Origin of the sequence: Nocardia rhamnosiphila NBRC 108938 (genome assembly GCF_000720425.1) — a bacterium.
Lineage (GTDB): Bacteria > Actinomycetota > Actinomycetes > Mycobacteriales > Mycobacteriaceae > Nocardia > Nocardia rhamnosiphila.
Genome location: NZ_JOAJ01000059.1, coordinates 1 through 373, shown reverse-complemented (window position 1 = coordinate 373; position 373 = coordinate 1). Strand labels below are relative to the sequence as shown.

1 pseudogene is annotated in these 373 nt (G+C 73.2%); it reads right to left on the bottom strand.

Annotation, left to right across the window (positions count from 1 at the left end):
• Positions 1–373 (bottom strand): annotated as a pseudogene (locus IG75_RS0135700) (MFS transporter); the annotation flags it as partial.

The following is a 373-nucleotide window of genomic DNA, read 5'->3' as shown; positions in this document are numbered from 1 at the left end:
GACCGCCGGGTGCCGCACCGCCCGCACATCGACCAAGGGTGTCGTGCTGCGCAGCTCGATGAGGACCCAGACGCAGAGCAGCGCCACCGCGACGACGGCGAGGGCCGCCGCCACGGCGAGGTGCCGACTCCACAGATTCCGTTCGCCGGCGAGGAACAGCACCAGCAGCAGCGCAGCGGCCAGAACGACCGCGCCTGGCACGTCCACGTGGGCGGAGCGGCCTTCGGGGGCTTCGGGTATGGAGCGCCACGCGGTCAGGAGGGCGGCGGCGGTAACGACCAGGCCGAGGCCGTAGGCGGCCCGTACCCCGCCGAGCTCGGCGAGTAGTGCGGCCAGCGGGTAGCCGACACCGGCCCCGATGATCGAAACCACC